Raw genomic sequence first — 24,465 nt, 5'->3', positions numbered from 1 at the left:
TAGGGATAAACTAGCGTAGAAAATCTAATAATGTCGGTTGAATTATTTTTGATCCAGCTGATAGTGCAGCACGATGAATACTCTCTTGAGTAATTAATTCCGTAATTACTTTTTCATAATCGATATCTTCATTTTCTGACATCGTTTTCTTAGCAATAATTTCTTGCTGACTTAAACGGTTTTCCACTAAATCTAATCGGTTCATACGTGCACCTAAATCAGCTCTTGCATTAATAACATTATTAATATTTCCATCTAGTGTTTCGATACTTTGTTCAATACCATCTTGATCATTCGAATTTAAGGCATTTATAAAACTATCAATATCTGCAAATAAATCACCTGCAGTATCGGGATCACCCGAAAACACTGAAGATGGATCAACATTTGCCTGTAATTTAGTACCCTTTGCTACCTCAATCACTACAGGATTTGTTGTGGTAGATACGTTGTTTCCATTTTCATCAAATGGCGCTTTGTTTGTATTTGTTCCGTTAAAAATATATTTACCATTTACCTTTGTGTTCGCAATATCAATTAAATGTTCTTTTAACTGTGTTGCTTCTTCCATAATGTTTTTACGCTCTTCCTCATCATACGTATCGCTACTTGCTTGTACAGCTAATTCTCTAAGTTTTTGTAATGCTTGGGTTCCCTTATCTAAGGCTGCATCGGAATTGTCCATCCAGTTGTGTACTTCATTTGTGTTACGCAGGTATTGTTCCACTTCTACTACCTGTGATCTGTAGTTCATACCCTTCATCGCTATAACTGGATCGTCAGAAGGGCGATTAATCTTTTTACCAGTAGATAACTGATTCATTAAAGTGTCTAAACTGGAGTAACTATTCGATAAGTTTCGTAGCATATTATTCGAAAGCATCCCTTGTGTAATCCTCATATATACCTACCTTCCTACTAATCCCATATTATTAATAATCCGGTCAATCATCTCATCTACAGCTGTCATACTTCTGGCTGCAGCGTTATAAGCATGTTGAAATTTGATCATATTTGACATCTCTTCATCAAGTGATACCGAGCTTACAGACATTCGTTGATCCTGTACTTGCGATTTAAGAATTCCAGTATTTTCTACCATTCGATTGGCTTCTTGAGCACGTACTCCGAGATCACCGATAATAGACTCGTAAAACGTTTTTACCGATGTATTATCACCTAGATTTTCCAAGTCCACCTCAAAAACATTAGCTAACTTCGAAGCATTATCACCACTACCGGATGTCCCATCTTCACTAGCTGCGATCAGATCAGGATCATCTAAAATAGCACTATTTACCTTTATTGTTTCTGCTGTTATTTCTTGTTTATCATCAAAAAATGGAATTCCAGGCTGATTGTCTAATCCAAATCCACCTTCATGTACTTCATTAAATTTTCCAGCAAATTCTTTAGCCATTAAATCTAAATCAGCAATCATGTCAGTATACTCACCTGTAACACTACCGTCAGTAGTTGTGTAACCATAACTATCTATAAACCCTTTTAATGATCCATTAGATGAAAAATCGGTTGCACTAAACCCTTGATTTGGATTCGCTGTGAAATTACCATTTTCATCATACTTTCCAACCGATATCCTATGAACAGCATTATCCTGATCTTTTTCTGCATAGGATACATTAAGCTCCTGATACGTTCCATCATTTCCATTCACCAACAAGACAGGTGGATTGTTTAATGATTTACCTTCATCATCTACAACCTCAATTGTTGCCAATCCGTCAGCAATATCCATTGAGCTATCGCTACTTTTGTCATACGAAACCTTTATATTAACAATCCCTGATAATTCATCAATTAACCGATCACGTTCATCATATAAATCATTCGGTAAGTACCCATGTGGTTCAACATTTTTAATCTGTTCATTAATAGAATCGATTTGACGAATTAACGAGTTCGCATCTTTCGTCGTAACATCAATCTGACTTTGTAAATCGGTTCGTATGGAATTTAACGAGTCAGATAAATAATTGAATGTCTTTGCTACTGCTTGCCCGCGTTGTGCAACAACTGACCTTGCTCCTGAATTCTCAGGATTAACAGAAAGATCTTGAAGCGATTGCCAAAACCGATCCATCGTTTTGGAAAGCCCACTCTCAGAAGGTTCGTTCAATAAGTTCTCCATACGAGCTAGAGCGTCAGACTTTGTAGTCCAGTAACCTGTTTTCGTGTTTTCCGTCCGGTACTGATAATCTAAATACTGATTACGTACTCGCTGTACTGAACCCGCTTCGACTCCAGTTCCTAATTGCCCTGGTATTTCTGGACGATTTCGTGACCCGGTAGGGAATGCAGGAAGTGTTTCAAAATTCACTCGTTGTCTTGTATATCCAGGTGTATTTGCATTTGAAATGTTATGACCTGTCGTATATAAAGCTGACTGTTGTGCAAAAAGTGCTTGCTTAGCCATCTCCAATCCATGAAAAGTACTCATTAATTTACTCCTCTCAAAAAAACGATACTATTATGCTTTCGAATCAAACACGGATCTTTTTTCCGTGTCTGTTCCCTCTTTATTCCCGTAATTCATATTTTTAATAGAAGGATTCATCATATCTAAAGATAGCTGGATAAATTGCATCGATTGTTGTATTAATGCTTGGTTAAGCTGTTCCTGTTGCTTTAAACTAGTTATCACCTTTGTAAGGGTAATCGTTTTTTTTTCTAACTCATTCCGTTCATCTACATCCAAAATAACCTCTAGAATTCCAGTTATTGTTGCATTCTCCTTAGAAATTTTCTGATGTGTAAACCATTTGTCTACTTCCTGCTGTCGTTTAACTTCAGCTTGCTCAAGAACCTGCACATGCTTTCGTTCCTTTATAAGCAATGGCTGCAGCTTCTCCACAGAACCCTCTTTAATTACTTCCGTTTTTTGCTTTGATACTACTAATAAGGATTCATGTAACGTCACCAATTTTTCAAGTGATTGAATTATATTTTGAACGGACAAAATTTCGTCCTCCTCCTATAAATGCTTCGTCCAGAATGCAATCATTTTCTGTGCAGTTTTTTCAGGGTTTACTTGATACTCACCAGATTCAACCGCTTTTTTAATATCTTGAACATATGCGGCACGTTCAGCATTTGGTTTAACGTTTTCTTGTAATCTTTTTGCCTGATTAGATATTTGCAATTGATCCTGTTGGTTTGTACCCTTTTTTAAATCTGTCTGCTTTTGCATATTGTTTTTATATGGATTAAAATTCGTTTGATTTGGACCATGTATTTTCATCCTAAAAATCACCTTTCCTTTTACTTCACACATACCTACTTTAAGCACGATCATCATATCTATTTTCTAGTCAATATTATTATCGGTAGAATATAGTTAAATTTAAAGGTTTATAGACGAAACATCAAAATTTATCCTTACGTTTTTCGATTGAATAATAAATATGTGTTTCCTTATCCTTTTCTTTGTGTTCATTTACTCGTTTCTCTATTTGTTCATGCTTCTCTAAATCGTTCAAAAGATCTTGTGAGCATGTCGAGCATAGCTTTCCGCTTGTAATGTTTTTTCCACATTGTTCACATGGATAAGCAAGCTTCGGGAATTGTGAGGTTCTTAGTCGTTTTTCTTTAATAAATTTTATGATTAGGTCTTCCTCAACCTCTGTTGCTTCAACAATCTCCATTAATGTTGCTTCTCTATTTTTTCGTTGACGTAAAAAACTGTATACTCGTTCAAATGCATTTTCTTCTTCTCTATAACAGTTTTGGCAAATATCACGGATGCTTTTAACAAAAACTGCATCACATCTATTGCAATTCGCTAATTCAGCCATTTAACATTCCCCTTATTTTCTTCTTTAATGATAACATACATACCTTCAATGTTTTTACCCACGAATCAATGTATATGCGTACACAAGAGGGCATCCATTCTCCTTTAAGAGAGTCGCAGCATGCCTTAATGTTGTGCCTGTTGTATATATATCATCGACAAGAATGACTGGCTTGTTAACTGTTTCAGTGATTGAAAACGGATTTTTTGTAGAAAGACGTTCCTGTCGTGTTTTTTTTGATTGCTTTTCGCTATCAGTCCGCGTTATTATTTCTATGCTTTTTAATGGTAAAAAGTCAGCTAAAACCCTAGCTTGGTTAAACTTTCGATCCTTCATTCTTTCAACACTTAATGGAATCGGTATTGCCACAGCTTCTTTAGGTAGTGAAGTAAAATGTTGAAGAAATACATTTCTAAAAAGTTGTTGGAAAGAATCTCCTAATTGATAATCTCCACGATATTTCCATTTAGCTATTATTTCCTGCATGTAGGAATTATAGGCAAAAACCGAGTAATTGCTGTTTAAGGAATCCTGTCCTTTAAGATGTTTGTCCCACCACATGCAATCATTACATTCAGCTGTATCACTCAATCTGCTACATCGTTTACAACGTTTGCCTGTCAATTTTTCCAATTTACTTTCACAAACATCACAAAGATTTTTCGGTTTATCTAAGAAAAAAATGTTGCTCCAGCTCATTTCTGGAATTATTACTTGATCACACCATAAACAATGCATACTACCGAAACCCTCCTCGCTTGTTCATAGCTATTATAGACTTGACCGCTTGTACCATTGCCTCTGTTTTTCCATCGTGGAAAAATAATACATCACCAGTAGGATCATTAGGACTTCTTCCAGCTCTTCCAGCAATTTGAACTAGTGCAGCTTCATCAAATATCCTGTTCCCGGCATCAACAATAACTACATCCACGGATGGAAATGTAACGCCACGTTCAAGTATCGTTGTTGTTATTAAAATTGACATTTTCTTTTGCCTAAATTGATTTACTTTTTCTGTACGGTCTTGATCTGACGCGTGAACGAAGACTATTTCAGATTCTTTCTTAATTAACCCTTCGTTAAGTAAACGGATTGTCAATTCTGCTTTCATCTTCTCAGCTAATGTGATTGTGGGTACAAAAAATAATAATTGTCGCTCAGGACGCTCCCGCTGTTTATACCACTTAAAAAATGCCTTTGGTGGAAGACTTTTTTTCAAGTCCTTCTTTAGAGAAGAACACATTTTAAAAATCGGTACAGGTAAAGGACGACCATGAAATCGAATTGGAACAAAGATATGTGGAAGTTTTTTCCTGGCAATTTGTATGCGGTGTTTTTGGCGTGGCGTAGCAGTCAAATAAATGTTTGTTCCATCCTTTTTTATTGCCCGATTGGCAGAAAAAGGTAAAGAAGGATCAGCATGATAGGGAAAAGCATCTATTTCGTCAATAATCATGACATCAAATGCTTGTTTAAACCGGAGGAGTTGATGGGTTGTCGCTATGATAAATTGAGCAGTGGCTTTCTTTTCCTCACTGCCACCGTATAATGCTTGGATAGAGACTTCAGAAAATGCCTGCTCTAGACGAGGCTGGAGTTCACGTACTACATCAGCTCTAGGTGTTGCTAAACAAATTCGTTTTCCTAGTCGAAGAGCCTCCGTTATCCCTGGAAAGAGCATCTCTGTTTTTCCCGCACCACATACAGCCCAAACTAGCATCTCTTTTTCGTTCGTTACGATTGCTGTAGATATACGGTCAGCTGCTCGTTGTTGATCATCAGTTAGCTGTCCGCTCCATGAACAGGGACTTTCATGAATCGGCCAATTGACATTGGGACCGTTCCAAAAATAAAGTGGCTCACATTCTATAATTCTCCCCATTTCAATACACTTTCGACAATACAAATGAGTTGTTTTACAAGATTGGCAGGGGATAGTGGCGAATAATGAGTGCTTTACGTTTCCACAACGCTGACATTGAGGCTGAAAAAGTTTCTTTTTGATTGAAGGAATAGGAGTGAAGCAACTAGAGGAAATTAGTTCTTGGAATTGCTCTTCAGTTAATGGGATTTCTTTTCTAAGTAACAACTTCCCAGAAAAAAGATAGGATAATTCACTTTTATTTAGTACTTTATTTTCGTGAATTGGAGTATTTAGTTGAGGTGATTGCACGTTAAACACATTATTTCACCCTCCTCATTTTGTAAGTTAAGGGCTGCCAGTGGGGCTTGACTGGCAGCTACAATAAAATTAATATAATTGCTATTTAGCATACCAAGCTACACCAATAGCCCCTTCACCCAAATGGGTCCCAATTACTGGACCAAAATAGCTGATCATACTATCAAGATTTGGATATTTTTCTTTTACTTGCTGTTGTAAGTCCAAGGCAGCTTGTTCACAATTAGCATGAATAAAAACTACTCTTAGATCCTTTCCCTGCTCAATATCATCTTCAAGTAATCCTATGATTCGATTTAACGCTTTTTTTCGTGTCCGTATTTTTTCAAATGGTACGATTACTTTTTCAGAGAAATAAAGTACTGGTTTTACCTGCAGTAAACTCCCAACAATTGCCTGTGCACTATTTAAGCGACCACCGCGGTGCAGATTCTTTAAATCATCAACCATAAAATAAGCTCGCATGCTTTGTTTCATTTCATTTAGTCGATCAATTATTGCTTCTGGGGTCTTATTTTTTTGAACCATTTCTGCCGCTTCGATTACATAAAAACCTTGTGCCATTGCACTAAGCTCTGAATCGAAAGGATAAATAGTTATTCCGTCCACCATGTTCCCTGCACTGATTACGGCCTGATAGGTTCCGCTAATTCCGCTAGAAAGATGTATGGAAATTACCGCCTCATAATCGTTTGCAAGTTCTTCTAATTTATTTGTAATATACCCAATCGATGGCTGTGAAGTCTTAGGTAGATTCTCCGACTGCTTAACTTTTTCATAAAATTCCTCTGAAGTAATATCGACTTCTTCCTGATAAGATGTGTCCCCAAATACTACACTTAAAGGAACCATATGAATGTTATATTTTTTCCGCAAATTTTTCGGCATATATGCCGTGCTGTCCATCATTACAGCAACTTTCATTATTACCTTCTCCTCTACTTCTTTACTCTATTTTATTTTACATGAACATAGGAAAAAATGCATTATAATTTAAGGTGTCATATATGAAAAAACTCTGACCCAGAAAAGGATCAGAGTATATTATCTAGCTTAACAAAATTTTAGGAACAAAAATTACAAAGTCTTTATTCTTTATATTATAAAACCTCTACCCAGCCTTTACGAATTGCTGACACAACAGCTTGCGTACGGTCATTAACATTCATCTTTTGAAGAATATTACTTACATGGTTTTTCACTGTTTTTTCACTGATATAAAGCGATTCGGAAACAGCACGGTTACTTTTCCCTTCTGCAAGCAGTTGAAGTACTTCACATTCTCGTCTTGTTAATAAGTGAAGTGGTTTACGATATTCAATACCATATTCTGCTATTCCAGCTGTATTTTCCTTTGCCAAACGGCGATACTCCTGAACTAGATTATGGGTTACTTTTGGATGTAAGTATGATCCACCTTCACTAACAACTTTAATAGCTTCAATCAGTGAATCAGAATCCATTTCTTTTAATAAATAACCACGTGCACCCGTTTTCAATGCGTGGGTTACATAGCTTTCATCGTCATGAATTGATAGGATAATAACATGTGCATCTGGATAGTTCTCTACAAGATCTGCTGTAGCTTGAACGCCATTAATGTTTGGCATATTAATATCCATTAGAACAACATCTGGTTCATGCAGCTTAACAAGTTCTGATGCTACACTACCATCATCACCTTCTGCAACAACCTCAAACGATGGTTCAAATTCCAAAATACGTTTAACACCTTCTCGAAATAACTTATGGTCGTCAACTAATACAATTTTCGTGAGTTTTGTTTTATTCATTGTTTTTGTTCCTCCTGCGTCAAATTCTGTTTCTATTTATCTATTACCCTATTACATGATTTAATTTAATTATAGTTTATTTATATATCGACAAACAGTAAATAATAATAAACAAGACTTTAGTCGTGTTTATTTATTCATAATTATGGGCTTTTAGTCATCACTAGTGTAAGGAACGCTAATAAGTATTGTTGTACCTTCATCGATAATGGAATCAATTGTTAATGTACCTTCTAACATCTCGACACGTTCCCTCATCCCCATTAAACCAAACGATTTATCTCTTTTCATCGCTGGATCAAAGCCTTTGCCATTATCCTTAATTGTCATGACAATACGTTTTTTTCCAATTTCTAATTTCACATTAATTAATGTAGCACTAGCGTGTTTAATAGCATTTTGCACAGATTCCTGTACTAAACGGAAAAAGGCAATTTCATACTTTTGATTTAAACGCTTTTCACTTCCCATTGATACAAACTCAATTTTCGTTTTATTATAGTCTTCAATCGTACTTAAGTATTTTTTTATGGTTGGAACTAACCCTAAATCATCAAGTGCCATCGGACGTAAATCATAGATTATCCGACGAACCTCATATAATGATGAACGAATCATGCGGCGCACACTTTTAATTTCTTTGACAGCATCTTCAATACTTCCCTCTCGAAAGGTTCGATCAACAAGCTCTGATCGAAGTAAAATATTAGCAAGCATTTGTGCTGGACCGTCATGAATTTCTCTTGAAATTTTCCGACGTTCGTCTTCTTGTGCTTCAATAATTTTCAAACCAAATTCCTGTTTTTCTTTTGCTTCTTCAATCATTTCATTTACTTGCCTAAAATCGTCGTTTAGATAGGTGAGAATAACAGATATTTTACTGGCAAGCCCTTCAGCACGCTCGATCGTTTGATCTAACGAGATTAATCTTCTTTCAAGTTCATCCCTTTTTTCACGTAAACCTTTTTCTTCTTGCCTGAGCATCGCTAATTCTGTTTGCATTTTATGTGTTCGTTCATACACTTCTCTTATTTCATTTTCCGAATAGCGATCGAAAAATTTACTAACTTCTGATAGTCGTTGTCTTGAAAACCTTACTTTCTGTTCTAGCTGATCCCCGTCATTAATATGCTTTATTACGCTCTCTTTTGTCTCCGTCAGCTCTTTTAGTAGTCGCTCGTAATCTTTTCTAGCTTCTTCACTGATGTTAAAAATCTCGTCCTTACTATGTTCCACAACATCAATCATCTCATCAATAATACTATCTAGTGCTTTTTCGGAAGTCTTTACTGCCATCGTCTTTCACCAACCTATTGCTATATTCATTCGTAATAGTTGTATTTTTTTATAGGGTCTTTTAGCATACTTATAGGAAAGTTTATCCTTTAACTGTAGGAAATTCGTAATCATGTTAGACTTTTATATTAAGTATATATACTATAATGTTAGTTTAGGAGGTTAAATGCAACATGTTATCAAATTATTATACCATTAAACAAGACGGTTCGAATCAGTTCATCATACAAAAGTCACGATTTATCGGATATGTTAGACGTGTTGAAACGGAAGAAGCTGCTCAAGCTTTTATTCAAGAAATCAAGAAGAAGCATCATGATGCAAATCACAATTGTTCAGCATATATTATTGGCGAACACGACCAAATCCAAAAGGCAAATGACGATGGAGAACCTAGTGGTACTGCTGGTGTTCCAATATTAGAAGTCTTAAAAAAACAAGCATTAAAAGATACGGCCGTTGTTGTTACTAGATACTTTGGTGGAGTTAAACTAGGTGCAGGTGGATTAATTCGTGCATATGGCAGTGCAACATCACAGGCAATCGAGGCAACCGGTGTTGTAAAAAGACAATTGATGCAAGGTATATCTGTTACAGTTGACTACACAATGCTTGGAAAGCTTGAAAATGAAATACGAAATTCGGATTACATATTGTCTAAAATTGATTATCTTGAAAAAGTTGAATTACTAGTTTATGTACAAAATGGTCAAGAACAAAGTTTTCATGATTGGATTGTTGACCTGACAAGCAATCAAGCAACAATTTTAAACAAGGATGTAACATACATTGAAATCGATACTAAAAAAAACTAAGTCCTTTATGTATTCCACCAACAGAGTCAATTCTCCTCCATTGGTGGAATTATTTTTATCCTATTTCTTCACATTTTCTTAAGAGCCGCTTCATCCGCAATTACAATGACGTTATTATGTTTTTGTAAAATTGATGCAGGAAATTCTTCCGAAACGGCTCCATTAACTAGTCTTGTAACGGCATCTGCCTTTTTCTCACCCGAAACCAGTAACACAATTTTTTTACTCTCCATAATTGTGTCGATTCCCATTGTAATTGCTTTTGTTGGAACTTCATTCAGTGAATCAAAAAAACGTGCATTTGCCTTTCGTGTGGATTCATCTAAATCAACTATGTGGGTTCTACTTGAAAAAGAAGTCCCTGGTTCATTAAACCCAATATGTCCATTCAATCCTAATCCCAACAATTGAATATCAATATATTTTGCATGTCGGATTAACTGCTCATAATCATGACATTCTTTGTCCAAATTATCGACCATACCATTAGGAATGTACGTATTACTCTTTTGAATATCAATATGATTGAACAGTTTTTCGTTCATAAAGTAATAATAGCTATTAGGGTCATCGATTGTAATGCCAACATATTCATCTAAGTTAAATGTTAATGCTTGCTGAAAAGATACTTCTTTTTGCTGATATTTTCTTATTAATTGCTGGTACAGCCCTTCAGGTGTTGAACCTGTTGCCAGTCCTAGCACTGATTTTGGTTTTTCTTTAATGTTTTCAACTATTAATGAACAAGCTTCATTGCTCATCTCCTGGTAGTCTTTTACTTTAATTATCTCCATTCAACTTGTCCCCCCCTGTATGAAATTGATCCGCGACAAATTGTATAGTGAATATTCAATGCATTATCTACCAATAAAATATCGGCATCCTTACCAACTGCTATACTTCCCTTCTTATCAAATACACCAATCTGTTTCGCAGGATTGACTGAAGCCATCTCAATGATGCTCCTGATTGTAACACCAGCTAACCCTAGCATATTCTGTGCCCCTTGATACATTTTTAAGATGCTTCCTGCTAAAGTACCATCATCTAAAACTGCTCTATCTTTCGTTACTGATACATTTTGTCCACCAAATTCATAATTTCCTGCCTGTAAACATTTTGCCCGCATTGCATCAGTTATTAATAGTAATCTTTCGCTTCCGATATTATTGTATAGTAATTGCATCATTTCTGTTGTCACATGTATGCCGTCTGTAATTAATTCAGCTCGTAATTGTTCTAATTGAAAGGCTGCGCCAACGACTCCAATATCTCGATGATGAATTCCAGACATGGCATTACAAATATGCGTCACTTGTCTTACACCATAGGAGACTGCCTTCTTTATGTCCACAAATCCCGCAGATGTATGTCCAGCAGAAACATTTATACCTGACTTATAAAGAAATTGTATAAACGACCCATCTTGATCGTGTTCAGGTGCCATTGTAATCGTTCTAATTTTATCCCCTGACAATACTTGCCATCTTTTGAACTGTTCTATATTTGGCTCCATGATGTATTCTAGCGGTTGAGCACCATTTTTGCTTTTTTCAATAAACGGACCTTCTAAGTGAACTCCTAAGACTTCCGCTTGTCCCGGTTTACTATTATACGAAGCAATATTTTTCAAAGCCTTGTCAATATTCTCTGGTGACTGGGTAATCGTAGTTGCAAGAAAGCTTGTTGTACCTTCTTTCGCCAAAGCAGTAGCCATTGTATCAATAGCCTCTTCAGTTGCATCCATCACATCGGCACCATTTGCTCCATGAATATGACCATCAATAAAACCGGGTATTACGTTTTTATTTTTCCCGTCCATTATTTCCGTGTTCCCAAGTAAACGTGATGGCAATTCATTTACATTATAAATAGCTTTTATATGATCATTTTCAATAAGCAGTGCTCCACCTGCTATGACTTTTTCTTCCGTGTAAATGTTTACATTTTTTATGTATAGTGAAGTAGATTTACCCATGCCCCATCGTTCCTTTCTATGTGTACAAACAAATGTTTTCATATTAAAGGTAGCATATCATTCGAAAGTTTAAAAGCTGAAAGAGCTAGTGTCTATTCTAATAACACTAGCACTACTCGTTTACTCAATATCAATTATATTTTTAGTTCCAGCCATCACTCTACCGTTCTGTTTTATTTTTACTACTTCGTTTTCACCTAAATTTGTGAATACAATTGGTGAAATAGTTGAATCTGCATTTTCTTTAATATAATGTAAATCTACTTTTACAAGCGTATCACCTTTTTTTACGTTGTCCCCTTCTTTTACATAAACATCAAATCCTTGTCCTTCAAGCTTTACAGTATCTAAACCAATATGAACTAAGATTTCATACCCTTGCTCTGAACGAATACCAACAGCATGTTTCGTTGGGAAGACATTTAAAATTTCTCCATCCACTGGCGATACAAATGTGCCATCTTCTGGATCAACAGCAAAACCGTCACCCATCATCTTTTGAGAAAATACTTGGTCAGGAACATCCGTGATACTGAAGATTTCTCCTTTAACAGGCATAACGAAATCATCACTAGATAAATTATTCGCTACATTTTCGGTAGATGATTCATTCGATCCTTGTTCGTCAACAGGCGCTTTCATATCGTCTCGATCCATTCTTTTTCGCATTGCAGTTGCAAGAAATTCAACTGTTGTACCTACTACAACCTGTAAGTTTCTTTTATTTACTCTCATTACACCATGTGCACCTTGACGTTTTAACGCTTTTTCGTCAACTTTATCCATATTATTTATTTGCAGACGTAGCCGTGTTGCACAATAATCAAGTGTTTGAATATTATCTGGACCACCTAAAGCTGTTAAATAATAGTATGCTTTTCCATCATAATCCTTCGTACCTTTACCACGCTTAGGTAAACCAGTTTGTTCATTTTCTTCAATGTATTCCTCATCTTCATCCTCACGTCCTGGTGTTTTTAAATCAAGTTTTTTAATGAGGAAATAAAAAAACATAAAATAGATGGCCCCAAATACTATTCCTTGAAGTAATAAGAGCCAAGGTCGTTGTGCTAGTCCAAAGTTAATAAAGTAATCAATAAAACCTGCAGAAAAACCAAATCCATGTCGTATATCAAACCAAAATGCTATCATCATTGATAGCCCTGACAAAATAGCATGTACCACATATAATAGTGGTGACAAAAACATAAATGAATACTCAATTGGTTCAGTAATCCCCGTTAGAAATGATGTAAATGCAATACTACCTAAAAACCCACCTACTGCTGCTTTACGATGCTTTTTCGCTGTCATATACATTGCCAAACAAGCTCCAGGCAAGCCAAACATCATTATTGGGAAGAAACCTGCCATAAAGAATCCGGCAGTTGGATCGCCATTTAAGAAACGGTTAATTTCCCCATGCCACACTTCACCAGCTTGATCGACAAAGGTTCCAAAATCAAACCAAATTAACGTATTAAGAACGTGGTGCAATCCAATTGGAATTAACAATCGGTTAAAGAAACCATATGATCCTACCCCAGCAGCTCCAGCATTGATAAACCAAGTACCTAATGCATTTATTCCATCTTGTACTGGTCCCCAAAAAAGACCGATAATTCCAGATGCCACCACCATAACAAGTGATGTAACAATTGGAACAAACCTTTTTCCGCCGAAGAACGCCAAAAATTCAGGTAGCTGGATATCATGAAATCTATTATACAAATGACCTGCTGCAATACCAGCAATTATACCTGCAAATACACCTAGTTCAAGCTCATCATTGATTGCCTTGTATCCGCCTTCAAGAACTAGAAATCCAACAGCACCTGATAAGGCAGCTGCACCATTCCCATCCTTTGAAAATCCAATAGCAATTCCAATAGCAAAAATAATTCCTAAATGACCTAAAATACCATTTCCCGCATCAGAAACAAACGGGATATCAAATACATCCTCCGCACCAAGCCGAACCAATAAGGCAGCTGCAGGAAGCATTGCGATTGGAAGCATCAATGACTTTCCTAGCCGTTGTAAATAACCTAGCACATTAAACACTCCTTTCTTATTGTTAAAGTGCTTAATTCTCTCAGGAATTATACCCTTAAATGAGTGATACAAACACAAAAAACTACATTTCCAACGAAAATGCGGAAATGTAGTTTTTATTTTTTATTACTATTTTGATTGTACGTTTATATTCCTAGTTAATGAACTACTTTCTTTCAGTTCATAAATCAATGCTTGAATTAGTTCTTCAGATGACTGAATTTTAAAATTCTCCGTTTCATCAATCATTTTTTTTAACATTTTTTTGTAACGTTCTTGCTCTCCCATTTCTTATTACCGCCTTTAATTTAACCTAATTCCATAGACCCAATACAATCATACCATAGACTATTTGTAAATGTTGTCGTAATTTGTTATTTACTAGATTTTTCTACTATAATTTTATTCTTGTTGATAGAATACGTTACTTTTATTCAGTTTTTGTCGTTCGATATCCAAATTTTATAATCCACCAAAAAAACAGTAAACATGCAGTTGCGGCTCCAAAAGCATCAAGCAAAACGTCTCCTACATATGGTGTTCGATTTGCTGTGAATCCTTGATGAAATTCATCTACTCCAGCATATGAAACAGTTAACAAAAATGAGATAAACAAGGTTCGTTTATAGTTTATTTCTATTGATTTTACAATCGCTATAATAAATAAACAAGCTAAAATAAAAAATACAGTAAAATGCGCGCCTTTACGAACAAAGAATTCTATGAATCCAGCAATCCCTAACGCATCAACACTTACTTCAGAATGATGATAGGTAAATGAAACCCAATCAAATAAAGGAATTAAGAATGAAAGATCTATCGTATCCGATAAAAGGGGTTTGATGTCCTGATCTTCATATGGCTGAGCTGACGAATAAAAAATGACACCCATCCAGACAATTGGCAAACCCCAGTATATATATTTTCGCATTAAATCACCAATTTAAACATAAAGGTTAGAAGTATAAAAAGCAATCGTTAATTATCCCAATTCCAAACCTCAATACCATCAAGATAATATTGATGAAATAACTTCTCATTTTGTAATTTTTCAATTTCACGTATCGGTCCAGTAATTGTTGCACCAAATACTTTCATACCATTTTCCTGCAAAAAAGCTAATCGTTTTTTATCAATCTCTTTTCCATGGTAAGCACCGTTTTTCACAAGCCACTTGATATTCTTGTAAAATTGATCAATTGACTCTCGCAGATCAACACTTCTAAGAGAATTATTATACGAAGAAATTCTATTTTCTTTATCAAATGATTGCATCGGACGTAACAATAACGATGAAACAAACGTAAATTGACCCGCTCTCCCGTATCCGACATCAATTGCATTTATTTCCCCAGCATAGACAGGTAATTGCAGAACACGAAGATCATAATTACTTAATATAGAAAGTAATTCTTCTGGATCCATTCCTTTTTTGGTAGAAAAATGCACCTGTGCTACATAACCATCTTCAATCTTTTCTAGTTGCTTCCAAAGCGTTTGACTATTTTTTGAATTATCGTTAGACACACTTTTCCCTAATAAGTCCGGTGCAACTGCGAAATTATAGGAATTATTATCATGTAAATATTCTTTTTCATAATGTATTGAATAGTTCACTTTACCAAACAAACGCTTTTTCGCTTCAACCTCACCGATAACAACATCCCATTCACCTACATTTCGGTATAAGGTAAGCGTTGTATGTTGTGTTAAGAGAGGATTTATTTCAGCAGTCCTTCCCAAAAGCGTTTTATCAACTGATACCCCAGGAATCCGTGATTCTACCAATGTAGTTACAAGACGATCAAATTCAGCCTGCTTACCTGACATATCATAAAATACTGAAACAGGAATGATGTATAAAAGATAGAGAAAACCAATTATGCAAATTGTTCTAATAACGGTAAAACTAATCGAGAGTCTCGTTCGCCATACTAATTTTTTTGCTTTCTTTTTGTCAAAACTCTCTAACTCGTCCTCGTTCCATTCATCTATAACATTATCTTTCCTCATTTCTGTTCCCTCCTTCAAGTATCTGATCATAGTAACGAAATTTAGCCCTCGCCCGATGTAATATTACTTTAACCTGACTTTCAGTTAGATCCATTGCCGCAGCTAACTCCTTATATGTAAATGCCTGTATTTCTCGTAAATAAATAATCGTTTGCATCCGCTCTGGCAACATTTCCAATATCTGCTCAATGTGCTCCTGTCTTGATTTTTGTTCTAGAGCAGCCTCTGGGTTTCCTATGTTACTAACTGTAGTTAGTTCCATTTGCACTCGATCCATCATCCTTTGTTCGGATTTTAATTTTCTGGTTGAGTCTATATAAAGATTACGTGCCACTTTGAATAGCCACGCTTTAGCTTGAACAATATTTTTTACCTTTAGTGATATCATCGCACGGTAAAACGTTTCCTGTAGGAGCTCTTCTGCCACTTGCTTATTTCTACTCATTTGTAATAAATAGCTAAAAAGTGGTTGCTGATATTGCTCAAACAACTCCGAAAATATATATTTTTTCAATCAGCCCCCACCTCCCTCTTTATTAAAACGATGGAATCACGATTTTGTTACAAATTATTTATACAAAATAAAAGGCTTTTTTTCTAAAAGAATGTTGCTTTTTCAAACACTGCATATTATCTATTAGTTGATAAGTACGTGTCGAGAGTAATCTTTTTCCACATAAAAAAACCGCAAGCCCAATAGCTACACGGTTTAAAGTTTCTATCTACTTATCCTTGTTTATTTCTCCACTTATTAAATTCAAGGTACTCTTTAAATTGCTCTTTAGATACTCCAGATCCCATTGCTTCTTGAACGATCTTTAACCACTCATCATCTAGCTGGTCCTCTGCTTGCCTCATACTATCTTCACGAATCAATTCGTTTACAGAAACACCCAACACAGCTCCAATTTTTTCAATAAACTGTATCGATGGATTTGTTTGAAGGTTTCGTTCAATGGAACTTAAATAGGACTTAGCTACACCAGCTTTTTCTGCAAGTTCGGACATCGACATCTTCTTATCTTGGCGTATTTGTTTAATTTTTTCACCGATCAAGTCCACACACCTTCTTTCTATGAAGATTATATCACAAAATGGTGCATGGTTCTATATATAGCACAACTTCTTCAAAAAAATTTTAATCGCTTTTTTGCACCTGTATTAAAAACAATCGGATTTCCTCAACAGTTAAACCGATTGTTTTTGCCTCCTTCATTAAATTGATCCACTCATTATCAAGAACAGTCTTTTTTACCACTTTTGTCATCATCCGTCCCCCATTTTAAACTTTCAGGTAAACCAGCCGTCATAGCCTAGTGCCTTAGACCTGTGATTTTGCGCCCCCACTTTTCAATAAGTTAGCCCTTTTCTGAGGAATATAGATACGTTATAAGTCTACTATACTATATTAAGAGCGGAATGTGGGTGTCTTGTTTTGTCAGAATAGAACTAGTTTTGTAAAATTACTATTATAATGATAATTTAAACTAATCATTACTATATTATGAGTATTTTATACCATTTATTCACGAGTGTTAAAATTATTTTAAAACATCCCACTGTTTTAAATATCACTAATTATCTATATAATAGATATAACTAATTAATTAGGAGCGAATGCGGTGAAAAAATTATCCATACTGCTTGTTATGATTGGACTAATTTTTATAAGCTTTGGTGGGTATGAATTAGTCAAAACGAATGAAGCACAAAAGAATAGTTTAGCCGAAGCTGAGGCTTTGTTAACAAATGAAACTTCTGCCCATCAAAAATCGTCTACTACTGTGGTAGAAACAGCTAAAACATATAGCCCATCGACTGGTGACACAGTAGGGATTTTACATATTCCTCGATTAGATGCAGATCTACCTATTGTCGAAGGGACGGACGAAGACGATCTTGCCAAGGGTGTTGGACATTATAAAGGAACTGCTTATCCGTTACAAAAAGATCAAATTGTTTTATCAGGTCATCGCGATACAGTATTCCGCCGCATGGGGGAATTAGTAATAGGTGATATATTGACGGTGAAGTTACCATATGGCGATTTTTCATATGAAATTGTTGATACAAAAGTAGTAGATGCTGATGATCGAACGGTTATTAAATCAACCGCTCCAAAAGAAGTTTTAACCGTCACAACTTGTTATCCATTTTCTTATATTGGTAACGCACCGGATCGTTACATTATCACAGCACTACCGATAGAGCATAAATAAATTACAAAAACGAAGGACAAGTAGTTGGTTATACTCTAGCCAAGATGTACTATTTTTTTACTAGGTGAGAATACCTGTAAAATCGAGAACAGAAAATAGCGGAAGTGGAGATATGATCGATGGCGTTTGGTATTATATCGTTCCTAACTCGGAGATGAATCGTATTCAAACTGACATTAAGAATCATATGAAGGCTAACTAATACTACAGAAGAGTCATTCTGCATATAATTTCAGAGTGGCTTTTCCTATTTCTTTGCGAGGGAAAAATGATATGATAAGGATAGATTTTTACAAGATCGAGGGGGATCATATGAAAAAAATAATGACAGGTTTATCCATACTGCTATTCTTATTTCTAGCAGCTTGTTCAGATGACGAAGCGACACCTCAAGAACGTTTTGACACATACGTGAAGCAATGGAACAACCAAGAATTCAGTAAAATGTACGATACACTTACGAAGAAATCCACAGACGCCTATCCAACTGAGGAATTCGTGGATCGTTATAAAAAGATCTATAGTGATCTAGGAGTATCTGATTTAAAAGTCACCTATGAGAAATTGGACGAAGAATCTTTAAAAAGTGCAATGGATGAAGGGAAAGCAACATTTCCATTTTCTGTAGAGATGCAAACGATTGCTGGGCCAATTTCATTTGACTATCAAGCAACCTTGATCCAGGAGGGTGAGGAAGATAACAAAAATTGGTATGTCCAATGGGACCCTGGATTCATTTTTCCGGCAATTAAAGATGGTGGCGAAATAAGATTTCAAACAGAATCACCGAAAAGAGGAGAAATTTTTGATCGAAACCAACAAGCATTAGCTAAGAACGATATTGTATATGAAATTGGGATTGTACCTGAAAGACTTGGTGATGATCCTGAACAGATGAAAAAGAAAATATCTGAAATAACAGGTATCTCAGTTGAAAATATTGATGAAAAATTGAGTGCCAATTGGGTCGAGCCAAACTTGTTTGTCCCAATTACAAAGATACCGACAACGAAGGAAAAAGTTATAAGCCAGCTTTCAGAAGTATCTGGTATAACTAAGCGTGAGGTAACTGGTCGTATTTATCCATACGGTAAAGCAACAGCACATTTAGTCGGCTACATTGGAAAAATTACCGCAGAACAATTAGAAAAACAAGAACCAGGTATGTATTCAGCAAACGATATGATTGGTTATCGTGGCTTAGAACAATTATATGAAAAACAATTGAAAGGTCAAAAAGGCATTAAAATCGTCGTTTCCAAGGAAGGCAATGAAGATGTTGTACTTGCGGAAAAACCTGTTAAAAACGGAGAGGATGTCGTCACAACCATTGATGCCGAACTACAGAAAAAAATATTTGAATCATATGGTAAAGATGCCGGAACGACGGCAGCGATTAACCCAAAAACAGGTGAAACATTAGCTCTAGTCAGTAGTCCAGCATTCGACCCAAATGAAATTCTCTATGGATCACCAGATTGGGACGCGATGGAAAACGATCCGCAACAGCCGACCATTAACCGTTTTTCAGCCACATTTGTACCTGGTTCAGTAATTAAACCAGTAACAACTTCAATTGGATTACAGAATGGTAGTATTGTTCCTGGTGAAGGTGTTGAAATTAACGGATTAACATGGAGTAATGGTGAAGGTTGGGGAAACTATAAAGTACGCCGTGTTTCTGAATCAGACGGTCCTGTAGATATAATGGATGCTTTAATCAGATCTGATAATATCTACTTTGCGATGAAAGGAATTGAAATGGGCTCTGAAGCACTTGTTAGTGGTCTACAGCAATTCGGATTTGGTGGAGATGGTATGCCGTTTGAATATCCAATTGAAAAATCGACTATTTCTAATGATGGAACAATCAATGATGAAGTTTTACTAGCAGACACAAGCTATGGCCAAGGCCAAATGCAGATGAGCGCTCTACATCTTGCCATGACATTTACAACATTCTTAAACGATGGAAATATGCTTAAACCAACTTTGCTTACTACGGAAGAAACTGGACAAATTTGGAAAGAAGGTCTTATTACAAATGACCAAGTAACATTCATTCAAGATGCGTTAAGAAAAGTAGTAACTTCACCAAAAGGAACCGCACATTCAGCAGATGGGGCAGGTGTTCCGTTATCTGGTAAAACAGGTACTGCTGAACTAAAAAAAGCGGGTGAAGAATCTGGTCAAGAAAATGGCTGGTTTGTCGCCTATCCTACTGAAGAACAGGATATTTTAATTGCAATGATGATTGAGCATACTGAGGATAGAGGTGGGAGTCACTATACAGTTGAAAAAGCAACAGACATTTTTAAAGCTATTCGGTAATATAAATAAAAGCGGAATCTCTCCTTGTTTAGGTAAGATTCCGCTTTTTTATCTAGCTACAAAAATAATGCCCCATATACAAGTGTTATTCCAATTACAAATGCTGGATGTACCTTCATTCGCTCGATTAGTAAGAAACTCGAGATAGTTATTAAAAGCATTTGCCATAATCCAATTCCTTCATATGATTCTTGGAAAAATCGCCAAGCCATCACACCAAGCAATATCGCAATGACAGGTCTAACATACAAAGTTAACCGCTTAACCTTTGGTGAATCTTTAAATTTATACAGAACACCAAGTAACAGGATCATAATAATGAGCGATGGGGCAACTGCAGCCACTAGTCCAATCACCGAGCCAAGAATTCCACCTTCTGTATATCCTATATACCCTGCAAGCTTTGTCGCTATTGGCCCTGGAAGTGAATTAGCTAAAGCCAGCATTTCACTGAATTCCTGCACTGTCATCCACCCATAACGCCTAACTACTTCATTTTCAACGAGTGGAATTGATGCAGGTCCACCGCCATACCCTAATATTCCTGGAATAAAAAATGCTAAAAATATATGCCAGTATTTCATGTAGCACTCCCCCCTTTATTGGAAGGGGATTTATCCCGTTTACATAATGCCATTAATAAAAGAACACCTATTAAAATTCCTGGATGTACATTGATAAAATAGAAAAGCACAAAAATAATCACAGACATCATAATTGTCTGCATCCATCCCATACCTTTTCTTGCTTTATCAAAAAATTGCCATGTTAATACGGCAAGCATCATACCTACTACTGGTATAACAGCCGCGGTCATCCCTTCCACCCATCCTACATCCTTTATACTCGAAAGCGATGACAATAATACAATCATCAGAACAATTGTGGGGATTGTAGTAGCAATTATTGCATTAAGCATTCCCCAAAAGCCAGAAACTTGATGACCTATGTACCCGGCAAGTTTTGTTGCAATCGGCCCAGGGAGGGTATTCGATAATGCGAGCAAATCACCAAAGTCCTCATCACTCATCCAATTATATTTATCCACTACCTCTTTATGTATTAATGGAATAGAGCCAGGGCCTCCACCATAACCGAGCATCCCTATTCGGAAAAATGCTAAAAATATATGCCACTGCTGCAATGGATTCCCTCCTGTCTATATTGTTGATATCTAGGATTCATTGAAACATTATGATCTTTATTTTGCAATGAAATCCCTGTACCTGTGAACAACTAGTCCTAATCCAAAACCCATGTAGTTACTCTAAATAAATGAAACCATATTACCTTGTAGTTTTCCCCTCAGTTGATATGTATAGAATAAAAAAAATTATACCATATCTGACTAAAATTCTGCATTACTGGAGGAATTGGAGAGTATGGATCGTATTTTACGGTTTTTAGATCGTATCATTTAATTTTCGCTCGTATTTCTTGCGAAGTGGATTGTATTTTTTTAAATTGGATCGTATCACCTTTAATCGGATCGTATTACCATAATTTAGGGTGATTCTGGTGTAACTTAAAAACTCACACCATTAAAAAAGCCATCCTATTCCTAGGGATGACCATCTTAAGTAAAATAATTGCTTTTCATTGAACATAGATTTGAAAAATAAATAATAATTTATAGGTAGCATTGCAATTGTAAAAGAGGATTTCTTACCTATAACAATTTGACCAACTTATAAAACAATTCTTCATCACGCTCGTCTAATGCTTTGTCAATCAGTCTTCTTATATTTAGCTGTTCCAGTTCGTCAATAATAACAACACTTTTCTTAGTAAACTGTGAATCATTTTCGTTATTATTATTCGCATAATACGGCTCAACAATGGTGTGTAATTGAATTAAAAAATCAGGAAGTAATACAAGCTCAGGCATTCCAATATGTATCAATTCCTCACCATTTTTAAAAGTGAATATTGCACTCATATTGACGATTTTTCTTGTTTGTCTGTTGATAAGAATCTCTTTTGCTTTAAATGGCACAAAATGATACACTTCCTTATCAATGATTAAAGAAAAATATTCATAATCTAAAATCACACGTACGTTGTTCTCATCAGCTTTTATAAAATAAGGTTTTAATTTCTTTACAGCCACCATTTGGGTCACCTTTTCATCGGGTATTTTATTTTCTTTTCCCCATAATAAATAGGTGTAAACCTTGGCAAGGAAAAAAGCACCCCTTTGTAGTGCCCTCCAAAAGTTAGATTTTTCACTCTACCTTTTGGGGGTAACCACCCTTATAGGATGCTTTTTTTATAATAATTTTACTAAGGAACGAAATGACTGTTCATCCCATTTATCAAGTGCTTTGTCAATTAAACGTTTTATATTTCTTTGTTCTAATTCATCAATAATCATTGCAATTTCATTATCATGTTCAACCGTTTTTTTCTTCTCTTGTACATAATAAGGTTCAGCTATCGAGTGTAATTGTATTAAAAAATCAGGAAGGGATACAAGTTCAGCCATAGGAATGTATATTATCTCCTTGCCCTTTTGAAAAGCAAATTTAGCTTCAATATTTTCTACCTTTTGCGTCTTTCGATTAATACGAATTTCCTTCGCTTCAACAGGGACAAATTGATATACTTTATTATTGATAAACACAGCAAAATATTGGTATGCCAAAACAATACGAATATATTCATCGTCTTCTTTAATATAGTAAGGCTTTAACATTTTTACAGTTACCACTCAATCCGCCTCCATTTTTTATTAAACTCGTAATTTTCAGTTAATTAATTTTACATAACTTTTCAAAAAATAGCAAGTGTAAATTTTGGAAAATCACATTTTACATTACTTATGTAGCACTCTTACTCTTAATATAACTATTGCCGCCTCTTTCCCAAAAAAGAAATTGACGGCAATGCAAAATTATTACTCTATTAAATTTATTATGTCTGCCACCGCTTTTTCAATCTCATCTTCAGTGATATCATTCATGTATTTCTGCTCAATTTTATCTAAATAAACACCAGCTGACTTTAAGCATTCAATCCCTTTTTTCATATAAGATTTGTATTGGTTGTTTAAATCCGTAATTTCTTTTTCGTATTTTTCATCTGTTCCCGGCGTAACCAATTCTCGATACAAATCAACAATTTCATCACCGTTACGTTTTGGAAAAAACTCATGGGGATCGGTACTATCAAAAATGCAAACATCCAGTTCTCTTACCAAAACCATATCAATGCTGTTTGGATCAAAGCTACAATGATAAAGCTCCACATCTAATCCATGATCGATACATGCGTTAGCTATCTTTTTCATGAAAGTAGATTTACCTGTACCGGCTCTACCTTTGATAAAATAATTTGTTGACAGTGTATCAAGAATTTGTGGAATAACATTGACCACGCCATCCGCTGTGTTTGTGCCAAAAAGTCGATGTCTAAGTTTTCCAGGTGAATCTTGTTTTTTATAACTATGAAGTAGTCTTTCTATGAATTCCTCCGCAAGCTGATCCGCACGGTTGAAATCCATTTCGTTAATATAGATAGCTTCAAGGTCATCGTGTATTTTGAGACCTGTTGCGAAGTTAGTGTATGATTCTTGCGAAAACTTTTGAATCTGACTTTCATGAAAACTATTTTTCATAGTATGTTCAAAATCAACCTCTATAACATCATTAATATCAGTTGAGATTGAATCAAACATAACAGCTACTGATTTATTACGCAGTATAATACCGTCTAAATAATTATTGCCTAATGGACTGCATAAAATTTCTATATCCTTGCTGGTTTCATAACTCTTTATAAGTTTATTAATTATTTTGGTTTTATATTTTTGGGACGGGTGTTTAAGTACAAGCTTTTTTTTAATATCTTCTATATTAGATTCCAGGAAATTCACTAAACCCTTGGCTGTATTACCAGTGACGTAGTAATTAAAGTTCATATAAGTACCATCCTTTTGATAAGACTTATATTACTATATGTAGTTA

27 protein-coding genes and 1 riboswitch are annotated in these 24,465 nt (G+C 35.5%); of the genes, 3 read left to right on the top strand and 24 right to left on the bottom strand.

Translation table 11 applies throughout. The features are described from left to right. Window positions 1-10 precede the first annotated feature (10 nt). From flgL to CS937_RS18140, 10 genes are all read right to left on the bottom strand, one after another. Window positions 11-901, bottom strand: coding sequence for a flagellar hook-associated protein FlgL (flgL, locus tag CS937_RS18185; RefSeq protein ID WP_099159877.1), 891 nt, complete (start codon window positions 899-901; stop codon window positions 11-13). A gap of 6 nt (window positions 902-907) precedes the next feature. Next, the gene (flgK, locus tag CS937_RS18180; protein ID WP_099159876.1) at window positions 908-2,461 is read right to left on the bottom strand and encodes a flagellar hook-associated protein FlgK; all 1,554 of its coding nucleotides are present in this window, start codon (window positions 2,459-2,461) and stop codon (window positions 908-910) included. Between the two features lie 30 nt (window positions 2,462-2,491). Further along, on the bottom strand, window positions 2,492-2,980 hold the full coding sequence (locus CS937_RS18175; protein WP_099159875.1) for a flagellar protein FlgN: 489 nt from the start codon (window positions 2,978-2,980) through the stop codon (window positions 2,492-2,494). Between the two features lie 15 nt (window positions 2,981-2,995). Beyond that, window positions 2,996-3,262, bottom strand: coding sequence for a flagellar biosynthesis anti-sigma factor FlgM (flgM, locus tag CS937_RS18170; protein ID WP_099159874.1), 267 nt, complete (start codon window positions 3,260-3,262; stop codon window positions 2,996-2,998). A gap of 124 nt (window positions 3,263-3,386) precedes the next feature. Then, on the bottom strand, window positions 3,387-3,815 hold the full coding sequence (locus CS937_RS18165) for a TIGR03826 family flagellar region protein (protein ID WP_099159873.1): 429 nt from the start codon (window positions 3,813-3,815) through the stop codon (window positions 3,387-3,389). 54 nt (window positions 3,816-3,869) lie between these two features. Continuing rightward, window positions 3,870-4,553, bottom strand: a complete 684-nt coding sequence (locus CS937_RS18160; RefSeq protein WP_099159872.1) for a ComFC family protein — start codon at window positions 4,551-4,553, stop codon at window positions 3,870-3,872. 1 nt (window position 4,554) lies between these two features. After that, window positions 4,555-5,700 (bottom strand): ATP-dependent helicase ComFA, encoded by a 1,146-nt coding sequence (locus CS937_RS18155; RefSeq protein ID WP_245835802.1) that lies wholly within the window; start codon window positions 5,698-5,700, stop codon window positions 4,555-4,557. A gap of 381 nt (window positions 5,701-6,081) precedes the next feature. Then, window positions 6,082-6,924 carry a DegV family protein gene (locus tag CS937_RS18150; protein ID WP_099159871.1) on the bottom strand — a complete coding sequence of 281 codons (843 nt, stop codon included), beginning with the start codon at window positions 6,922-6,924 and terminating at the stop codon, window positions 6,082-6,084. A 176-nt stretch (window positions 6,925-7,100) separates the two neighbouring features. After that, entirely contained in the window at window positions 7,101-7,793 is a 693-nt protein-coding gene (locus CS937_RS18145) for a response regulator (RefSeq protein WP_099159870.1), read from the bottom strand. A gap of 153 nt (window positions 7,794-7,946) precedes the next feature. Beyond that, window positions 7,947-9,089 (bottom strand): sensor histidine kinase, encoded by a 1,143-nt coding sequence (locus CS937_RS18140; RefSeq protein WP_099159869.1) that lies wholly within the window; start codon window positions 9,087-9,089, stop codon window positions 7,947-7,949. 173 nt (window positions 9,090-9,262) lie between these two features. Between CS937_RS18140 and CS937_RS18135 the strand changes: the two genes are divergently transcribed. Next, window positions 9,263-9,904 carry a YigZ family protein gene (locus CS937_RS18135; protein WP_099159868.1) on the top strand — a complete coding sequence of 214 codons (642 nt, stop codon included), beginning with the start codon at window positions 9,263-9,265 and terminating at the stop codon, window positions 9,902-9,904. 68 nt (window positions 9,905-9,972) lie between these two features. Here the strand turns inward: CS937_RS18135 and nagB are convergent, their stop codons facing one another. From nagB to CS937_RS18095, 9 genes are all read right to left on the bottom strand, one after another. Continuing rightward, a complete protein-coding gene (gene nagB, locus CS937_RS18130; protein ID WP_099159867.1) occupies window positions 9,973-10,698 on the bottom strand; it encodes a glucosamine-6-phosphate deaminase in 726 nt (241 codons plus the stop codon). After that, entirely contained in the window at window positions 10,689-11,882 is a 1,194-nt protein-coding gene (nagA, locus tag CS937_RS18125) for an N-acetylglucosamine-6-phosphate deacetylase (protein WP_099159866.1), read from the bottom strand. The genes nagB and nagA overlap by 10 nt, the downstream gene beginning before the upstream one ends. A gap of 120 nt (window positions 11,883-12,002) precedes the next feature. Continuing rightward, a complete protein-coding gene (gene nagE / locus CS937_RS18120) occupies window positions 12,003-13,937 on the bottom strand; it encodes an N-acetylglucosamine-specific PTS transporter subunit IIBC (RefSeq protein ID WP_099159865.1) in 1,935 nt (644 codons plus the stop codon). 129 nt (window positions 13,938-14,066) lie between these two features. After that, entirely contained in the window at window positions 14,067-14,225 is a 159-nt protein-coding gene (locus CS937_RS19590; RefSeq protein ID WP_176555884.1) for a hypothetical protein, read from the bottom strand. Between the two features lie 142 nt (window positions 14,226-14,367). Continuing rightward, on the bottom strand, window positions 14,368-14,868 hold the full coding sequence (locus CS937_RS18115; RefSeq protein WP_099159864.1) for a VanZ family protein: 501 nt from the start codon (window positions 14,866-14,868) through the stop codon (window positions 14,368-14,370). A gap of 47 nt (window positions 14,869-14,915) precedes the next feature. Next, window positions 14,916-15,950, bottom strand: a complete 1,035-nt coding sequence (locus tag CS937_RS18110) for an anti sigma factor C-terminal domain-containing protein (RefSeq protein WP_176555883.1) — start codon at window positions 15,948-15,950, stop codon at window positions 14,916-14,918. Continuing rightward, complete coding sequence (locus tag CS937_RS18105) at window positions 15,937-16,464, bottom strand: RNA polymerase sigma factor (RefSeq protein ID WP_099159862.1); 528 nt, start codon at window positions 16,462-16,464, stop codon at window positions 15,937-15,939. The genes CS937_RS18110 and CS937_RS18105 overlap by 14 nt, the downstream gene beginning before the upstream one ends. A 212-nt stretch (window positions 16,465-16,676) precedes the next feature. Next, complete coding sequence (locus CS937_RS18100; protein ID WP_099159861.1) at window positions 16,677-17,006, bottom strand: helix-turn-helix domain-containing protein; 330 nt, start codon at window positions 17,004-17,006, stop codon at window positions 16,677-16,679. 82 nt (window positions 17,007-17,088) lie between these two features. Continuing rightward, the gene (locus CS937_RS18095; protein WP_245835800.1) at window positions 17,089-17,217 is read right to left on the bottom strand and encodes an anti-repressor SinI family protein; all 129 of its coding nucleotides are present in this window, start codon (window positions 17,215-17,217) and stop codon (window positions 17,089-17,091) included. 23 nt (window positions 17,218-17,240) lie between these two features. Next, window positions 17,241-17,324: riboswitch (cyclic di-GMP riboswitch) on the bottom strand. Between the two features lie 248 nt (window positions 17,325-17,572). Here CS937_RS18095 and CS937_RS18090 point away from each other — a divergent pair. After that, window positions 17,573-18,169, top strand: coding sequence for a class D sortase (locus CS937_RS18090; RefSeq protein ID WP_099159860.1), 597 nt, complete (start codon window positions 17,573-17,575; stop codon window positions 18,167-18,169). 312 nt (window positions 18,170-18,481) lie between these two features. After that, window positions 18,482-20,500, top strand: coding sequence for a penicillin-binding transpeptidase domain-containing protein (locus CS937_RS18085; protein WP_099159859.1), 2,019 nt, complete (start codon window positions 18,482-18,484; stop codon window positions 20,498-20,500). A gap of 56 nt (window positions 20,501-20,556) precedes the next feature. Here the strand turns inward: CS937_RS18085 and CS937_RS18080 are convergent, their stop codons facing one another. The 5 genes from CS937_RS18080 to CS937_RS18060 all read right to left on the bottom strand — a co-directional run bounded on the left by CS937_RS18080 (window position 20,557) and on the right by CS937_RS18060 (window position 24,419). Next, the gene (locus tag CS937_RS18080) at window positions 20,557-21,084 is read right to left on the bottom strand and encodes a chromate transporter (RefSeq protein ID WP_099159858.1); all 528 of its coding nucleotides are present in this window, start codon (window positions 21,082-21,084) and stop codon (window positions 20,557-20,559) included. After that, entirely contained in the window at window positions 21,081-21,644 is a 564-nt protein-coding gene (locus CS937_RS18075; protein ID WP_099159857.1) for a chromate transporter, read from the bottom strand. The genes CS937_RS18080 and CS937_RS18075 overlap by 4 nt, the downstream gene beginning before the upstream one ends. Window positions 21,645-22,169: 525 nt before the next feature. Continuing rightward, complete coding sequence (locus tag CS937_RS18070; protein ID WP_099159856.1) at window positions 22,170-22,613, bottom strand: IDEAL domain-containing protein; 444 nt, start codon at window positions 22,611-22,613, stop codon at window positions 22,170-22,172. Window positions 22,614-22,769: 156 nt separating this feature from the next. Then, window positions 22,770-23,210, bottom strand: a complete 441-nt coding sequence (locus CS937_RS18065; RefSeq protein WP_099159855.1) for an IDEAL domain-containing protein — start codon at window positions 23,208-23,210, stop codon at window positions 22,770-22,772. Window positions 23,211-23,396: 186 nt separating this feature from the next. After that, on the bottom strand, window positions 23,397-24,419 hold the full coding sequence (locus tag CS937_RS18060) for a hypothetical protein (protein ID WP_099159854.1): 1,023 nt from the start codon (window positions 24,417-24,419) through the stop codon (window positions 23,397-23,399). Window positions 24,420-24,465: the final 46 nt, after the last annotated feature.

The sequence above is a fragment of the Virgibacillus ndiopensis genome (assembly GCF_900187325.1).
GTDB lineage: Bacteria > Bacillota > Bacilli > Bacillales > Amphibacillaceae > Virgibacillus_E > Virgibacillus_E ndiopensis.
The sequence above is the reverse complement of the archived record's forward strand: the minus strand, read 5'-3'. Positions and strand labels throughout refer to the sequence as shown.

Coding starts and splice junctions, on each gene's coding strand:
- CS937_RS18165 (WP_099159873.1), bottom strand. CDS start 3,815: ATGGCTGAATTAGCGAATTGCAATAGATGTGATGCAGTTTTTGTTAAA.
- flgK (WP_099159876.1), bottom strand. CDS start 2,461: ATGAGTACTTTTCATGGATTGGAGATGGCTAAGCAAGCACTTTTTGCA.
- CS937_RS18135 (WP_099159868.1), top strand. CDS start 9,263: ATGTTATCAAATTATTATACCATTAAACAAGACGGTTCGAATCAGTTC.
- CS937_RS18085 (WP_099159859.1), top strand. CDS start 18,482: ATGAAAAAAATAATGACAGGTTTATCCATACTGCTATTCTTATTTCTA.
- CS937_RS18070 (WP_099159856.1), bottom strand. CDS start 22,613: ATGGTGGCTGTAAAGAAATTAAAACCTTATTTTATAAAAGCTGATGAG.
- CS937_RS18145 (WP_099159870.1), bottom strand. CDS start 7,793: ATGAATAAAACAAAACTCACGAAAATTGTATTAGTTGACGACCATAAG.
- CS937_RS18115 (WP_099159864.1), bottom strand. CDS start 14,868: ATGCGAAAATATATATACTGGGGTTTGCCAATTGTCTGGATGGGTGTC.
- flgM (WP_099159874.1), bottom strand. CDS start 3,262: ATGAAAATACATGGTCCAAATCAAACGAATTTTAATCCATATAAAAAC.
- nagA (WP_099159866.1), bottom strand. CDS start 11,882: ATGGGTAAATCTACTTCACTATACATAAAAAATGTAAACATTTACACG.
- CS937_RS18140 (WP_099159869.1), bottom strand. CDS start 9,089: ATGGCAGTAAAGACTTCCGAAAAAGCACTAGATAGTATTATTGATGAG.
- CS937_RS18095 (WP_245835800.1), bottom strand. CDS start 17,217: ATGACAAAAGTGGTAAAAAAGACTGTTCTTGATAATGAGTGGATCAAT.
- CS937_RS18150 (WP_099159871.1), bottom strand. CDS start 6,924: ATGAAAGTTGCTGTAATGATGGACAGCACGGCATATATGCCGAAAAAT.
- flgL (WP_099159877.1), bottom strand. CDS start 901: ATGAGGATTACACAAGGGATGCTTTCGAATAATATGCTACGAAACTTA.
- CS937_RS19590 (WP_176555884.1), bottom strand. CDS start 14,225: ATGGGAGAGCAAGAACGTTACAAAAAAATGTTAAAAAAAATGATTGAT.
- CS937_RS18080 (WP_099159858.1), bottom strand. CDS start 21,084: ATGAAATACTGGCATATATTTTTAGCATTTTTTATTCCAGGAATATTA.
- CS937_RS18110 (WP_176555883.1), bottom strand. CDS start 15,950: ATGAGGAAAGATAATGTTATAGATGAATGGAACGAGGACGAGTTAGAG.
- CS937_RS18160 (WP_099159872.1), bottom strand. CDS start 4,553: ATGCATTGTTTATGGTGTGATCAAGTAATAATTCCAGAAATGAGCTGG.
- nagB (WP_099159867.1), bottom strand. CDS start 10,698: ATGGAGATAATTAAAGTAAAAGACTACCAGGAGATGAGCAATGAAGCT.
- CS937_RS18155 (WP_245835802.1), bottom strand. CDS start 5,700: ATGGGGAGAATTATAGAATGTGAGCCACTTTATTTTTGGAACGGTCCC.
- CS937_RS18060 (WP_099159854.1), bottom strand. CDS start 24,419: ATGAACTTTAATTACTACGTCACTGGTAATACAGCCAAGGGTTTAGTG.